Source organism: Mycoplasma simbae ATCC 49888, assembly GCF_000702705.1.
GTDB lineage: Bacteria > Bacillota_I > Bacilli_A > Mycoplasmatales > Metamycoplasmataceae > Mycoplasmopsis > Mycoplasmopsis simbae.
In genome coordinates this window covers 102,444-117,465 of sequence record NZ_JNJG01000004.1, presented here as the reverse complement: position 1 = coordinate 117,465, position 15,022 = coordinate 102,444, and the positions used below count along the sequence as shown (strand labels likewise).

The following is a 15,022-nucleotide window of genomic DNA, read 5'->3' as shown; positions in this document are numbered from 1 at the left end:
ATCCTTTCGCTTGTATTTTTTTGGATTATATTAAAAAGGATTATTTTGGGAAGCAAAAAGCGAAAAAACAAGCATTTTATCAGTATTTTGTGGAAAATTTGTGGAAGTTTTGCATAAAAAAATGGCCTATTCAAGACCAGATTTGTTTTTAAAAATTAGTTTAATTGGGCAACCAGTGAAATCTATCATTGATCTAATTTGTTTTTCTAAAAATCTTTCGTAGCTTCAGTGCAAATATTTTTTGTTATTAACATAGAAAACAAAAGTAGGGATTCTTGATTCTATGTATTTTCTTGCAAAATAAATATTCAATCTGCCACCATTGTATGGAGCTGCTGGTTGAATTAATTGTGTTTCACGAATTAAATTTGACAGCAATGAAGGTTTAATTTCACGCTCTAGATTTTGCTTAACTTGCAAAATTGTGTCAATAAATTTCTCGATTCTTTGATTTTTTAGAACAGAAATGAAGCAGAATGGAACTCAAGGAACAAAGTGGAACCTGTTTCTCATGTTTTTTTCAAAATCAGACATTGTATTGGTTTCTTTTTCGATTAAATCTCATTTATTTACCGCGATGATGATTGGTTTTGAATTTTCAAGAGCATAACCTATAATTCTGGCGTCAAAATGAGAAAGTTCTTGTGTTGAATCAATCATAATAATTGATAAATCAGATTCGTCTAACGCACTGATTGCACGCATTAACGCATATTTATCAATCATATCAACAATTTTACTTTTTCTTGTAATACCCGCAGTATCTACTATTTCAAATTCCTGATCACGAATTGTAACAAAAGTTTTAACGGCATCACGAGTAGTTCCCGCAATATCGCTAACAATTGAACGTTCTTCTTTAGATAGGAGGTTTAGTAAAGAACTTTTTCCAGAGTTTGGACGACCTATAATTGATAATCTGAATCTTTTTTCAGTTTTTTGATCATCTAGTTGTAGGTGTTCCAAACATGCATCTAGCACATCCCCAACACCATGGCCATGTTGCGCACTTATTCTATAAATATTTTCTCCTAGAGAATATCATGAATAATCAAACATATCTACGTTATCAAGTTTATTAGCCGCAACGATTATAGGCTTGCCGCTTTTTCTAAGCATACTCAATATCATTTGATCGTCATTAGTCATATCTGTAGAACCATCAACCATAAATATTATTATGTTTGCCTCATCGATGGCAATAGATGCTTGGATTCTAATTTGCTCTTGAAAAGGTCTATTTTCTACCTCGATACCGCCAGTGTCGATCACTTTGATTTCACGTCCTGATCATTCAAATGTCTCATAAAGTCTATCTCTTGTAACTCCTGGTTCATCATATGTAATTGAGCTTTTTTTGCCGACTAAACGGTTAAATAGAGTACTTTTTCCTACATTTGGTTTACCAATTATTGCAATAATATTATTTCTCATCACTTTTCGCCTTTATTAGTTTAATTATTTCGTCCACAACTTGCTCAAAAGACATTTTTGTACAGTCAATAACATGTGCATCTTCAACTATTTTTAATGGGTCATTGGTTCTATTTGTGTCTTGAAGGTCTCTTGCTTCAACTTCTTTTAAAACTTCTTCAAAGTCAGTGTTAAAACCTAATTCTTCGTTTTGCAATATTCTTCTATGAGCTCTTTCGCATGCTGAGGCTGTTAGGTAAATTTTAACCTCAGCGTGTGGCATAATACGGTAAGTGGTATCGCGACCATCCATAATATATCCTTTTGAAGCTTTTGTAATTCGTTGAATAAAGTCAACAACATATTGTCTAACATCTTTATAAACAGCGATGTTTGACGAAACCTTAGAAACTTCATCAGATCTGATTAAGGTTGAAATATCTTGATCTGATGTAAAAATTCTTTGTTTTTCATCAATAGATATTTGCAAAATTGAATCTTGAAGATGTTTTCTTACTTCTTGTTCATCGGTGTAGTTAATACCTCTGTTTATCAAGATGTATGCGATAGCCCTATATACACTGCCAGAACTTAGAAATGTATAACCGATTTTAGATGCTACGGCTTGTGAAACAGTCGACTTACCAGCGCCTGATGGTCCATCAATAGCAACGTTGATTTTGTTCATAATGACCTCCAAAAATTAATAGTTAAATAATACTAAAAATTAGTATTTTTGCTTTAAAGTTGTATCTTATTTATAACAATTTCGGCTGAATCTATCAAAGTCAATGTATCTTCATTATTAAATCTTGACTCTAAACCTAAGTCATACTCGCCGTTAAGATCAATATTTTCTATATTATCTGAAATAAATTTAACCATATCTTTACGCTGAAGAGATACCTTTTTAAAAATATTTACTTGTGGTGTTTTGCTATTATTTTCAAATACAATTAATTGTGCTTGAATATTTTGAATATTTTCAGTATTTATTTTTAATTTGTCAAATTTAGCTTCATATTTAAATTCATCATTTAGAATGCAGTTGTTGATAGGAATAACAACATCAATATTTGGAAATAATGTGTTAAAAATATTTAAATCTTCACTGAATTTATTATCTTCACTTGCCAAGCTAGCCAGCATACTTTCATTGCTATAGTCATTATGCTTAGCCCTTTCAACTCAAGATGTTTTTTTGTTAATTTTCATATAAATATTATAAATATATACTGATGAAGTGCAAATAAAAAGCGCAAGGCGCTTTTACTTAAATTGTTTAACGAAGTCAATATTTGTTGTATCTTTAACGTCCGAAAGTTGTTTTGAAATTTTTTCAAATTCAGATGTAGATAAATCAGGAATGACCACTTGCAATTGGATTTTTAAATCACCGGCTCTTCCACTACGACGAACACCCCTGCCTTTAAGAACAAGAGTTTTTCCGTTTTGGTAATTGCGACGTAATTTAATTGTTTCATTGCCAAATGGAGTGGGTACTAAAACCTCATTTTCTCTGATAATATCGATAAATGAAACTGGATAATCCATGAACAAATTCAAACCTTCTCGTTTGAAATGTTTGTGTTGTTCCACTTCTAGTTCAATATACAAATCACCGGCTGGGCCGCCATTTTCCCCACTAGCGCCATAGCCTGTAATTTTAATTCTGTCTCCTGTTTGAGCACCTTCACTAATTTTGAATGTAACATTTTTATCTTTGCGAACGGTGGCATTACCTTTACATTCTTTACATTTATTGGTAATGATTTGACCTTTTCCTTGACACTCATTACAAATTGTTGTGCTGTTTACAACTCCAAATATTGATCTTTGACGAACTTGTTTTTGTCCAGTACCCCCACAGCCTGAACAAGTTTTAATATCGCTTTCGCTAGCGGCTCCACGTCCGTGACAACTTGAACATGATTCTCATTTTTGCAATCTTTGGGTTATTTCTTTACCTTTGATAGAATCTTCAAAACTAATTTTAAGATTCATTAATAAATCGCTTCCCCTTGTAGGACCAGTGTTTTTTGATTTGAATCCACCAAAACCACCAAAGAAATTATGAATTATGTCATCAAATCCACCAAAACCACCAAAGTCTTGGCCACCAAATCCTTGTGGACCTTCTTCGGAACCATATTGATCATAATTTGCACGTTTTTGTTTATCACTTAAAACCTCATAAGCTTGGTTAAGCTCTTGCATTTTTTGATCGCTAGTTCCATCTTTTAATTTGTCTGGGTGATATTGCATGGCTAATTTACGATATGCAGTTTTGATTTCTTTTTCGGTTGCATCGCGTGAAACGCCAAGGATTTCATAATAATCTTTTTTACTCATGTTTAATATTTTAGCACAAAAGACTTTAGAGTGCTAAAAGAAATAAAAAATGTGGAATCCACATTTAAATCTTTTTGAATAATCAAGCAACTTTGGAAATTGTATAGCTCGAATAGTAAGTTTTGAAGTATGACTCATTAACAATTAAACCAAGGTAAATAAAATATGAAAGCGAGGAAACAAACAGCGCAATATACATAAACGTACCGATGGCCCCGTATTGATTGTAATTCATTAACGAAGTTAAATATCCGAACATTCCAATGAATATAATTGTAGGGAATGAAGCGATCAAAACTCCAGGTAGCACTGAGTTTCACGGCAATTTAAAGCTAGGTGCAAGTTTGTATAGCAGTGTAAAACCAAAGTATAAAATCAACATCAAGTACACATCAAATGAGATATAGAAAAATATTTGTTCGCCCACGTTATTCAATTTAGGAGCAATAAAATTGTAAATAGTTATATAGAGCGCACTAACTAAAAATAAATATATACTGATGCTTAAAACCACAAAAAAGCCTTTAATTCTGTTTAAAAAGAAGTTACCTAGATTTTCGTGTCCATAAATATAATTTTGCAAATAAATAAATCTACCTCAACCACTTGAGCCTAGTCACGTTGATGTTAAAAGCAAAATGGCTAGTGTTGTGTATTGAGCACCTTGTGAAATATTGATGGTTGGAATTTTTAGGATTGAATGCACACCGGGAATAACTCTAGATAATATTGTTTCAAGAAAAACCTGGCTATAACCCTCAATAAAAGAAAGCAAAACTATAACAATGGTCAAAATTGGAACAAATGAGACCAAAAAGTAAAAAGCAAGCGAAATAGGTATAAAAGCTGAGTCTTTTGCCATAAATTTGGTGTATGTTCGGTCAATTAATTCGCTGGTTTTTGATTTATTTCTTCAGCCAATTTTAGGTGTGGAAATTCACAGCATCAGCATTAAGAAAAATTTGATGGTTTTTTCAATAATCCATCATTGTTTATTCTCATTAGATATAACGTTACGACTAATTCAAGATTTTTTAATTTTGCGATTTGCCAAACGCTTTGTCTTTTTTAAATCTAAACCGGTATATATAGTTTTAGCAGTGCTTTTTTTCATGTGTTTATTTTATTAAGTTTTACCAAAATACAAATATTTTACTTTTATACAAAGACAAGTTCGCTAATTAGTATTCATATTGGTAGCATTGCGAGCGAAACTATTGTTGAAAGTGCGGACGCACGGGCGGTAAATGTTGGTGCTTTATTGTAAGATAAACAAAGCGCTGTAGGCACTGCGCCGGGAGGAGTAGCGGCTGCCACTATCATTGAAAGTGAAGGGACTTTTCCTATTTCATCATAGACGTTAAATAGTTTCATTATTCCCAGCATAATTGCTGGAATCACAAAAATTTTAATTATTGTGTAAAATCAGGCATATTTGTCTTTAAATGTTTCTTTTAAGCTACTTTCGCCCATTTTCATACCAACAGTTAATCAAACAATTGGCGTACATAATGATGCAAGCATCGTGGCAACATTATACAAGTATGGCATAGTGACTTTAAAATTCATTCAACCCGAAGGAACTATATTAGTTTTATTGTAAAAACCACCTGCTGCATCATATATATAACCTTGATTTTGAGCATCAAAGTAAATTGGCATAAAATTAGTGCCAAATGTAGCTTTTTTGACTGAATTTACAACACTTCCATCGGGTAAAATAAGTGCTGCGTTAGTGTCAATGCTATTGCCGCCCAGCCCTGGTATTAGTTGACTCACTCATAGAAAAAAACCTATTATTGTGATCAATAATGTTGAGTTAGTGGCTAACTTTTTGATACTTGTGCCAATATTATTTTTATTTATTTTTAGGCCAGTAATCATTGAAAGGCAATATGTGTAAAGGAAAATTCTCTGTGGCAAGTTAAACATACTTACACTTATTATGGCACTTGATTGATAATCACTGCCACGATAAAATTCGCTTAATACAGGAATACCAAATGTGGTTGTCATGCCAAAAACAAGTAGCATTCACATTACCATTACACGTTCTCTTGGTACATCGCCATTTGATGTTGAAGCCAGATAGCCCACAAAACTTTTATTGTTAGCGTTTTTAATAAATTGAGGTAGTTTTCAATCATATTTGATTCAAAGTCAAGAAATTAAAGACATTAATGTATAAAAAGCGATTGAAATCAGTAATATTCAGGCTTGCTCTTTAAGGGTATTTAGTGTCAATGAAGACATAAATCCTTTAATAGCTATGCCTAGGCAAAGAAACTTCTAAAACAATTTTGCTAAAAGCGTTAATTCAGTTGGATTTAAGCATTCCGTTTTTAACAAAAATATAACCTAGGGAAATAATTAAAAAACTAGCTATACAGATTCCAATTAAATTGGCGTTGGTAATGGTTGAAATGAAAATTCTTTGCATAATAATTAATTATACTCCTTGCGTTTTGATTAAAAGTGTATAAAAAAAGCGAATTATCGCTTTTAATCCTCAAATTGGTCAATATCTTCAATACGTTGTTGGTGTCTACCACCTTCATAGTTTGTTTTAATATATTCATCCACCATTGTTTTTGCTTCATCAAAACTCACTTGCCGCCCACCAAATACTAAAACATTGGCATCATTGTGTAATTTAGCTAAATGTGCGTCCTCAACCGAAGCTACACGTGCAGCTCTAATTCCGCAGTGACGATTCAAAGCATATGAAATACCTAAACCAGTGCCACATAAACCAATACCAAAACTCACGTCATTATCTTTTACGTAATTTGCTAGTTTGTGACCTTGTAGAGAATATGAAACTTTTTGTGTTTCATCAACTGGACCCAAATCAACAGGTTCATATCCAAGACTTTTAATATATTCAACTAATTGATTTTTTAATTCTACCGCTGCGTGGTCAGAAGCCAAAGCAACAACTTTTTTATGCATATACACCTCCTATATGTTTTTTAAATTATAACATTCACACTATTACTAATACGTTTAACTTTTGGTGTAAAAAACATAATTTTTTCCTTTTTTGCCAAAAAATAAAATTTTTGAGTATTAATAGATATGAGAATAAACAAGCAAAACGACACTCGAGACTGCGGCATTTATGTGTTGCAATATTTCATGCATAAAATTTTAAAAAAACAAGTCGATATAAACTACTTGAAATTAAAAGCATCATATGGTCCACAAGGAATAAGTTTAGCCACATTAGATACTATGGCTCAAGAGTTTGGTTTAAAACTTGAAACCTATGAAACTAATTTTAAAGACCTACTTAATATAAATAAGGTTGATATGCCTTTTATAGCCTTGATTAATGATGAGGGTTTATTTCACTATGTAGTTGTTGAAAAAATCGACACTAAATTCGTCACTTTTCAAGATTCTAGAACAGGAGCTAGAGCTAAATTAATTCTTGAAAGATTTGAACAAGTGTTTGCTAACTACATTTCGTTTGTATATAAAGATGATTTTAATACTGAAAAACCACCCATCACCGCAATAGACACAACATATAAAAACTTATTTAGTTTTGATTCAAAAACATTAATGATGCTAATGTTGGGAATTATGTATTCAACGCTCACTTTTGCGTCTTCATTTTTTGCCAAACTTGTATTTGATTATGTTTTGCCAAGTCATCTGCACAAAACTCTATTTATACTTTTTATAGCATTCATATGAATAAATATTGTCCGTTTTGGATCCTTAATGATGAAAAATCTGTTAACTAAAAAACTCACTAATAAAATTGAATTTAAGTTGAAAGACACAATTTTTCAAAAGCTATCCAACTCTGGTCTTGATTTTACTTCTAAATTAACATCGAATGAGATCTTAAAGCGCCTAAGTTATGTTAATTTTATCGCTAACTACCGTGCAAATTTTATTTACACGCTTTTAACTGAGTTTGTTTCAGTTATTCTCAGTGGTGTGCTCTTGATTTGGGTTAGTTTGCCTCTATTTGGTGTTGTTGTTGTCGCTTGCATAATCACTTCTATAATCAATATAATTTTTCATTTTTACATTCATAGGAAGTATGGCAACTATATAGCTAGCTCCCACGACCAATTTGTTTCTGAAATGGATGCAGTTAACTCTGTTAATAGCTTTAAAAATCAATCTGCACAAAATTTCGTTGAATTACAACGCATTAAAAAACACTATTTATTTAAAGAAAAAGAATATTCATTAGACATAAAAAAGAATTTTAATACGTTAGTAAACGATATGTTAATTGGGAATTTAAGTTTAATATTGATTTTTGTAGCTTCCATACTTATATTTAACAATAAAATAACTAGTGGTACATTAGTAATGATTCTAATTGTTACACCATATTTTATCCAGCCTCTAATATCACTAACCAGTTTAATAATGATGCGTAAAATTATTGAAAAACACACGCAAATGATTAACTTTATTTTAAATTTTGAAGAAATTAAAATGAGTAATAAAGGTGTAGAGATCAATGATATTAATCAAATCATTATTAAAAATTTAAAATTTGGGTATGAACCTAAAAAAGACATTTTGGATATAAATGAGCTTAAAATAGATAAAAATATCCAAATTTGCGGAGATAACGGTTCCGGCAAAAGCACGTTGCTAAATATTTTGAATTTTAAATATTCAACTATTTCAGGAGAAGTAAGTTTCAACGGACATGAAGTCAAATTCATAAACACTAAATCATTACAAAATAACACTATTCTATTAAACAATTCAATCTTTTTGTCATCGATGTCTGTATACGACTTTTTAACGTGTGGAAATCCAACTTTACACAAGAATTTGATGGAAAATATGAGTGTTTATGGATTAGACCAATTGATGAAACGATTAAAAATTACATTTGATTTAAAAATAATAAATAACGGAACCAATATATCTAGTGGTCAAAGACAATTTATTATTTTGTTGAAACTTTTTACGCAAAAATTTAAGTTAATTTTACTAGATGAAGCTTTTGAAAATGTTGATAATGAGGTATTTAAGCATTTACAAAAAAGCATTATCGACTATCAACATCAAGCAAGGTTTATTGAAATAAGTCATGCCAAAAAATATTTATATCAAAATCAGGAGGTTGTTCTTGAAGAAATTAACAGAGCCAACTAAAGTCTTTTATTTAATGATTTTATTATTTTTAATTTCCACGTTGGCTGTGGGATGGTTTATATTGAACTTTGAAATTGAAAGATCCATAAAACTAGATATTTTCCTAGATGAAGACAAAAACTTTTGAATAAAAAATCCTGATATTTATTGAAAATATATCGAAATCGGAAAGAAAATTAATGTTAATTATCTTGACAAGGTTTACACGCTTAAAATTGTTGGCTACAGTAAGTTTAATGATTTAATTCAGTTAAAATTTGCAAAAATACCACAAGTTATTTCATCGAAAGGATCTACAAGCCTAGCCGGCACTCTTGTATATGACCAAATTAAAATTTTAAATCTTTTACTAAGTATTTAAACTATATATAAAAAACAATAATATAATTAAAAGCATGATTGAAATTAACATTAATATTGAAAATGGTAATTCATTTAAATTTGAACAAGAGTTTAAAAATATATTACAAAATTTAGTGAATTATTTTGACATTAATAAAAAGGTAGTTTTAGATGTTTCAATCGTTGATAATAACAAAATTCAAAAGTTGAATAAAGAGTATCGAGGCAAAGATTATCCTACTGATATTTTGTCGTTTGATTTTGGTCAAGATGAATTATATGATTCACTTCCGATTTTACCAATTGGTGAGTTAATTATCAGTCACGAAAAGGTTGAACAACAAGCACAAGAATTTAACCACTCTATTCGTAGGGAATACTGCTATTTGTTCGCACACGGACTTGTTCATTTGATGGGTTATGACCACGAAACAGAAACAGATAAAATTGAAATGGATAAGATTGTTGATGATATTTTCAGTCCGCTAGGGATAACAAGGGAGGAATAATATGGTTGAAAAATTAAAGTCATTATTAAAATATTCGTACAGTCCTTGATCAAACTTTAAAGTAGCAGCCATAGCCGTAGATGAAAGTGGCAAACATTGACCAGGTGTTAATGTTGAAAATGCAGCATTTCCATCAGGCTTGTGTGCAGAAAGATCTGCGTTATTTGGATCTGTAGCTCATGGAGCAAAAGTGGGTACATTTAAGGAAATTTATATCATTTCTTCGGGCGAAGGCGTGATTTCTCCGTGCGCTGGATGCAGGCAGGTTATGACGGAATTTATGCAAGATGATGCATTAGTTCATTTATTCAATGGTGTTGGCAACGTTATGAAAACATTTAAACTAGTTGAGCTAGTGCCTTTACCAATTAGAAGTGAGCAGATAAAATAATGAAAGTTGCAATTGTATCTATCATTGGTCGCCCAAATGTGGGCAAATCATCATTGTTAAATAGAATATTGAATTATGAGCTAGCGATTGTATCCAACATCCCTCAAACAACAAGAGATCAAATTAGCGGTGTTTATAACGAAGAAAATTACCAAATTGTTTTTGTTGACACCCCAGGAATCCACAAACCTATCAATAAGCTAGGTGAGGTTTTGAATAAAAACGCGTTTGATGCTTTGCAAGAAGTTGACTGTATATTATTTCTTACGCCAATCAATGAGAAAATTGGGGCTGGTGATAAAGTGATATTAGAGAAAATATCTAATTACCAACACAAAATAGCAGTCATCACCAAAATTGACCTTGCTAAAGACCCACAATTATTGCAAGAGAAAATTGACGAAATACATGAATATGGTTTCGAAAAAATATTGAGTGTTTCAAACACAAACCCAAATTCTGTGCGCATGTTAATTGATGAATTAAAGCAATATACTGAAGATGGGGAACCATACTACGACAGTGAGTACATAACTGATAAATCTATGAGGTTCATGGCGAAAGAAATTATTAGGGTTTCAGCTATGAAATTGTTGAGAGATGAACTTCCTCATTCTATCGCTGTTGAGGTTCAGGACTTCATTGAAAATGAAGACAGCATAAGCATCAACGCAGTTATATTTGTAAAAAAAGATTCACAAAAAGGTATGGTTATAGGGAAAGAAGCAAAAATGATTAAGCAGATAGGCACCAATGCTCGCAAGCAAATGATGCATTTATTTAATGCACATGTTGACTTACGCCTTAAGGTTAAAACTGCTGATAAATGAATAAATGATGCTAAATTTTTGAAAAAATTTGGTTATTAATATAGGAGCAAAAATGAACAGAAAATATTTAGATAAAGTGTTTCAAGAACACAACGTGGATGCCATTGTTTCAGATGCACCACAAACTAGACTATGATATACAGGTATTCAAACTACTGATGGATACATTGTAATTGAAAAAGATCAAGCGCACTTATTTGTAGATGGTAGATACATCGAATATGCTAGAAACAACGCAAAGAATGCTGAAATTCACTTATTACAAGGGACAGCATTAAAGGATTTCTTTGCTGCTAAAAAATATCAAAAAGTGGCATTTGAAAAAGATTATTTAAAACTACAAACATACGAGTATTTAAAAGCAATAATTAAACCTAGTGACGAGGTGTGAATATTAGGTCAAGAGCTACGTCTAATCAAGTCCGCAGAAGAGATTGAAAAAATCCAAGAAGCCGTTGACAAGTCATTAAAATCTTTATGACAATTGAAAAAATGAATTACACAAGGCTTTACTGAAAAACAAGTTGCAGCCAAATTAAACAACATTATGAAAATTAACGGTGTTGACAAGGAAAGTTTTGATGAAATTGTTGCTACAGGACCTTCTTCTGCTGAACCTCACCACCACCCAACTGACAGAAAATTAGTTGCTGGTGATTTACTGAAAATTGACTTTGGTGCATTATATAAAGGTTATGCGTCTGATATAACTAGAACATTTATTTTATGAGACGAAAGAGGAGATGATACTCCAAATGACCCGCGTGCTAAGGAAATTCTAGAAATAGTACAAGCAGCAGCAAAAGCAGGACGTGATGCTGTAAGACCCGGAATTAAAGCAAGTGAAATTGACCGTATCTGCCGCGAATATATTGAAAAAGCAGGATATGGAGAGTATTTTGTGCACAGCACAGGACACGGACTAGGAATCGACGTACACGAGTTACCTAACGTTAGTGCTAAAGGAAAAGACTATGTTCTTGAACCAGGTATGGTTATTACAGTTGAACCAGGTATTTATATTGAGGGCTTAGGTGGAGCTAGAAATGAAGACGATGTTCTAGTTACCGAAACAGGTCGTTATGTTTTCTCTAATCCAGAAGAGTAATTAATGATTTTAAACGATTTACAAGTTTATAATGATCAATATAAGGATTTGCACGAAAATCCTTATATTTCGTATACAGACAGAATAAAAATTCTTAAAAAAATCAGAATTTTAATCATGGAAAACATAAATAAAATTTATGAAGCATTAAAATTAGATCTAAACAAACATGAAAACGAGTCCTATTTTAGTGAAGTGGCACTAGTATTAAAAGAGGTTAATTTATTTATTAAAAAACTCAAAGGATGAATGAAAGGTAAAAGGGTTTCAACCCCACTGACTTTATCCTGGGGCAAGTCAAGTATAATTCCTCAAGCAAGGGGTTTATGTCTAATTATAAGCCCATGAAATTACCCATTTTATCTAACGTTTATGCCAATTATTTCTTCTATTGCCGCTGGGAACCGTTCGATAGTAAAAACATCAGAATATAGCGTCAATACAACTAAATTACTAAAGAAATTAATTAATCAAGAATTGAATTCGCAACATATATATGTAATGAATGAGGATGTGGATTCCATAAAATCTATGCTTAAAAACAGGTTTGATTTTGTGTATTTCACTGGTTCAGAAAAAACTGGAACTGCCATTTCACAGCAAATATCCCATTTCCACACGCCATCTGTACTAGAAATGGGAGGTAAATGCCCAGTCATCATTCACCCAGATGCTGATTTTAACTATGCTGTTGATAAAATATTTGATGCTAAGTGTGTAAATGCGGGTCAGACATGTATTGCGCCCGACTATGTTTTGATTCCTAAGGGAAAATCTAATATTTTTATTGAAAAATTCAATAAAAAATCAGAATTAATTGAATCAAACCTAAATGAATATCCAAAGATTATTACAGAATTACATTTTCAACGTCTAACTTCATTAGCTCCATTAGGAAGCCACATTATTGACAACGAACATAAAATAATACCAGTTTCATTCGAATCAGATTGAACTAAAAAAGAGATGCAAACTGAAATCTTTGGACCATTGCTACCAGTAATTGAATATGATAATATTAATGAAGTATACAAGACAATCTTTGCTAAGAATGAACCTCTTGCAACCTATATTTTCACAAAATCAAAACAAAATATAAATCATGCGTTCAAGAGCTTAAGAACTGGTTCAATAGTTGTAAATGATTTGCTTGTTAGTTTGCTTAATGATAAACTACCATTTGGTGGTGTAGGCTCTTCGGGAAATGGTAGAGCACACGGTTATCAAGGATTTTTAACATTTTCTAATCTTGTTAGTAGTTATGTAAGAAAGAGCTTTTCTACATCTTTAAGCGCGCATCCATATACTGATAGCAAGTTAAAGTGAATAAAAAGACTTCTAAAATAAATTTGAAAAAGCCATAAAATGGGCTTTTTTTTAATGTAATCAACTTTTTTAAAAAAATATATAATGTAAATTATGAAAGAACTAGAAAAAATTACACCACTAGAAGTTGACTTTGCTAAATGATATACAGACGTAGTCAAACAAGGTAATTTAATTGCCTATGGACCACTAAAAGGCACATTAGTATTTAAACCTAATGCTTATGGTATATGAGAATTGATACAACAACAATTAAATGACGAGTTTAAAGAACAAGGGGTTAAAAACGTTTATTTACCTTTGCTAATTCCAGAACGTTTATTTAATAAAGAAAAAGACCACATTGAAGGCTTCAACCCTGAGCTTGCAACTATTACGCATGTAGGCGAAGACAAATTAGATGAACGTGTATTTGTTCGCCCAACATCTGAAGTTTTATTTGCTGACTTATTTAAAAATTCAGTTGAATCATACAAAGACTTACCGATTATATATAACCAATGAGCAAATGTGGTTAGATGAGAAAAAACCACCAACCCATTTTTACGTAGTCGCGAATTTCTATGGCAAGAAGGGCACACATGTCACAATAACGCAATTGAAGCAAGACACTTCACTAGAACAATGATTAGTTTATATGCTAAGTTTTTAAAAAATGTTTTAGCTATACCTGTTATAGTTGGTAAAAAAACGCATAAGGAAAAATTCGCGGGAGCTTGCTCAACCTATACCGTAGAAGCAATGATGAAAGATGGACGTGCGTTGCAATCAGGAACCAGCCATTATTTAGCTCAAAACTTTTCAAAAACATTTGACATTGTTTTTAAAGACGAAAACAACGGTAAAGATTATGTTTATCAAACTTCCTGGGGTGTATCAACTAGATTATTAGGGGCTATAATCATGACTCATGGAGACAATAGGGGAATCATAATTCCTCCTAAAGTAGCACCAACTCAAATTGATATACTTGAGTTATTCGGAAATAAAAATGCAGATGTTAAAAAGACATGTGCCAAATTGGTCAAAGAACTAGGTCGTATATATAGAGTCAGATTGGATGATTCGGATAAAAACCCTGGTTTCAAAGCATCTAACTCAGAAATACAAGGAACACCGCTGAGAATAGAGGTAGGGCCTAGAGATTTAGAAAAAGGTCTTGTTACTTTGGTTCGCCGTGATACATTAGAAAAAATAATTCTGCCAGTAGATCAAGTAAAATCAAGCGTAAAAACAATCTTAAATGATATTCACAATAATTTGTACCAAAATGCTAAAACGCGTTTGGACAACAACATTGTAACTGTTGATGATTACGAATCATTTAAACAAGAAATTAAAAATCAAAAATTTGTGTACGCACCTTTTTGCTGTCATGACGAAGATGAAGAAAGAATTAAATCTGAAACTGGTGCATCAACACGTTGCATTCCTAAATCATTAGATAAACCAACTAAAACTGCGCCATGCATTAGTTGTAAAAGACAAACCAAACGGTTTGTGGTTTTTGCGAGAGCCTATTAATTTTTTGCCTAGCCCTTTTGGGCTAGGTTTTAAATTAAAAAGGAGAAAAAAACATGAACTTTATGTTTCAAAAACAAAAAAAACAAAC

15 protein-coding genes are annotated in these 15,022 nt (G+C 31.8%); 8 read left to right on the top strand and 7 right to left on the bottom strand.

The window, feature by feature from the left end; all coding sequences use genetic code 4:
- Window positions 1-126: 126 nt before the first annotated feature.
- From der to T329_RS0100540, 7 genes are all read right to left on the bottom strand, one after another.
- On the bottom strand, window positions 127-1,434 hold the full coding sequence (gene der, locus T329_RS0100570) for a ribosome biogenesis GTPase Der (RefSeq protein WP_029608503.1): 1,308 nt from the start codon (window positions 1,432-1,434) through the stop codon (window positions 127-129).
- Window positions 1,424-2,101 (bottom strand): (d)CMP kinase, encoded by a 678-nt coding sequence (gene cmk / locus T329_RS0100565; RefSeq protein ID WP_029608502.1) that lies wholly within the window; start codon window positions 2,099-2,101, stop codon window positions 1,424-1,426. The genes der and cmk overlap by 11 nt, the downstream gene beginning before the upstream one ends.
- 53 nt (window positions 2,102-2,154) lie before the next feature.
- Window positions 2,155-2,628, bottom strand: a complete 474-nt coding sequence (locus tag T329_RS0100560; RefSeq protein WP_029608501.1) for a hypothetical protein — start codon at window positions 2,626-2,628, stop codon at window positions 2,155-2,157.
- Window positions 2,629-2,682: 54 nt separating this feature from the next.
- On the bottom strand, window positions 2,683-3,765 hold the full coding sequence (dnaJ, locus tag T329_RS0100555; RefSeq protein WP_029608500.1) for a molecular chaperone DnaJ: 1,083 nt from the start codon (window positions 3,763-3,765) through the stop codon (window positions 2,683-2,685).
- A gap of 64 nt (window positions 3,766-3,829) precedes the next feature.
- The gene (locus T329_RS0100550) at window positions 3,830-4,879 is read right to left on the bottom strand and encodes a YihY/virulence factor BrkB family protein (RefSeq protein WP_029608499.1); all 1,050 of its coding nucleotides are present in this window, start codon (window positions 4,877-4,879) and stop codon (window positions 3,830-3,832) included.
- A gap of 44 nt (window positions 4,880-4,923) precedes the next feature.
- Window positions 4,924-6,018 (bottom strand): AEC family transporter, encoded by a 1,095-nt coding sequence (locus tag T329_RS03620; RefSeq protein ID WP_051630104.1) that lies wholly within the window; start codon window positions 6,016-6,018, stop codon window positions 4,924-4,926.
- Window positions 6,019-6,267: 249 nt separating this feature from the next.
- Window positions 6,268-6,717, bottom strand: coding sequence for an RpiB/LacA/LacB family sugar-phosphate isomerase (locus tag T329_RS0100540; RefSeq protein WP_029608498.1), 450 nt, complete (start codon window positions 6,715-6,717; stop codon window positions 6,268-6,270).
- Window positions 6,718-6,843: 126 nt separating this feature from the next.
- Between T329_RS0100540 and T329_RS0100535 the strand changes: the two genes are divergently transcribed.
- From T329_RS0100535 to proS, 8 genes are all read left to right on the top strand, one after another.
- Window positions 6,844-8,904, top strand: a complete 2,061-nt coding sequence (locus T329_RS0100535; protein WP_084273859.1) for an Mbov_0121 family peptidase domain-containing ABC transporter — start codon at window positions 6,844-6,846, stop codon at window positions 8,902-8,904.
- Window positions 8,879-9,265 (top strand): MAG1140 family protein, encoded by a 387-nt coding sequence (locus T329_RS0100530; RefSeq protein ID WP_029608496.1) that lies wholly within the window; start codon window positions 8,879-8,881, stop codon window positions 9,263-9,265. The genes T329_RS0100535 and T329_RS0100530 overlap by 26 nt, the downstream gene beginning before the upstream one ends.
- A gap of 34 nt (window positions 9,266-9,299) precedes the next feature.
- Window positions 9,300-9,755, top strand: coding sequence for an rRNA maturation RNase YbeY (gene ybeY, locus T329_RS0100525; protein WP_029608495.1), 456 nt, complete (start codon window positions 9,300-9,302; stop codon window positions 9,753-9,755).
- A gap of 1 nt (window position 9,756) precedes the next feature.
- A complete protein-coding gene (cdd, locus tag T329_RS0100520) occupies window positions 9,757-10,146 on the top strand; it encodes a cytidine deaminase (protein WP_029608494.1) in 390 nt (129 codons plus the stop codon).
- A complete protein-coding gene (gene era / locus T329_RS0100515; protein ID WP_029608493.1) occupies window positions 10,146-11,015 on the top strand; it encodes a GTPase Era in 870 nt (289 codons plus the stop codon). The genes cdd and era overlap by 1 nt, the downstream gene beginning before the upstream one ends.
- 13 nt (window positions 11,016-11,028) lie before the next feature.
- Window positions 11,029-12,084, top strand: a complete 1,056-nt coding sequence (locus T329_RS0100510; protein ID WP_029608492.1) for an aminopeptidase P family protein — start codon at window positions 11,029-11,031, stop codon at window positions 12,082-12,084.
- A 3-nt stretch (window positions 12,085-12,087) separates the two neighbouring features.
- The gene (locus T329_RS0100505) at window positions 12,088-13,431 is read left to right on the top strand and encodes an aldehyde dehydrogenase family protein (protein WP_051630102.1); all 1,344 of its coding nucleotides are present in this window, start codon (window positions 12,088-12,090) and stop codon (window positions 13,429-13,431) included.
- A gap of 72 nt (window positions 13,432-13,503) precedes the next feature.
- Window positions 13,504-14,934: a proline--tRNA ligase gene (gene proS / locus T329_RS0100500; RefSeq protein ID WP_029608490.1), complete on the top strand. Its 1,431-nt coding sequence runs from the start codon at window positions 13,504-13,506 to the stop codon at window positions 14,932-14,934.
- Window positions 14,935-15,022: the final 88 nt, after the last annotated feature.